The 676-nt window shown below is 68.7% G+C and carries 1 protein-coding gene; it reads left to right on the top strand.

The features are described 5' to 3' along the window. Positions 1-3: 3 nt before the first annotated feature. A partial coding sequence (locus A3764_RS22700) for a TRAP transporter large permease subunit (protein ID WP_443069411.1) occupies positions 4-676 on the top strand: 673 nt, incomplete at its 3' end.

Here is a 676-nt window from a genome sequence, read left to right as displayed (position 1 = left end):
CTGATGGGCCGCCGCAAGGGCGGACCCGCCAAGGTCGCGATCATGTCCAGCGCGCTCTTTGGCTCGCTCTCGGGCAGCGCCTCGGCCAACGTGGCCACCACCGGGATGCTCACCATCCCGATGATGCGCAAGGTCGGATATTCGCCCGAACGGGCCGGCGCGGTCGAGGCAGTCGCCTCCACCGGCGGCCTCGTCCTGCCCCCGGTCATGGCCGCCACCGGCTTTCTCATGGCCGAGTTTCTGGCCGTTCCCTATGCCACCGTGGCCATCGCGGCGGCGGTTCCGGCGCTCCTGTTCTACTTCTGCGTCTACCTTCAGGTTCACCTCGAAGCGGTGAAAGCCAGCATGGAAGGCGCCGACGCGACCGAGCTTCCGGACCTGCGCGATGCGGGCCGCCGGATGATCCCGGTGGCGGTGCCCTTCGCGATCCTGCTCTGGACGCTCTTTGGCTGGAACTGGAACCCGGCGGCCTCGGCCTTCGCGGCCAGCTTCGCCACGATCCTGATGTCGCTGGTCCTGCCCAGCATGCGCCGCCCGGCGCGCGCCTATGTCCGCACCTTCGTGGAAGCGGGCGAAGCCACGGTGTTCATCGCGATCATGTGCGCCATTGCCGGGATCGTCGNGGGCTGCCTCGGCCTGACCGGCCTTGGGTCGAGCCTGTCGCAGAACCTCATCG

The sequence above is a fragment of the Sulfitobacter sp. HI0129 genome (genome assembly GCF_001635395.1).
Taxonomy (GTDB): domain Bacteria; phylum Pseudomonadota; class Alphaproteobacteria; order Rhodobacterales; family Rhodobacteraceae; genus Sulfitobacter.
Note: the sequence above shows the minus strand (reverse complement) of the source record. Positions and strands in the feature narration are given on the sequence as shown.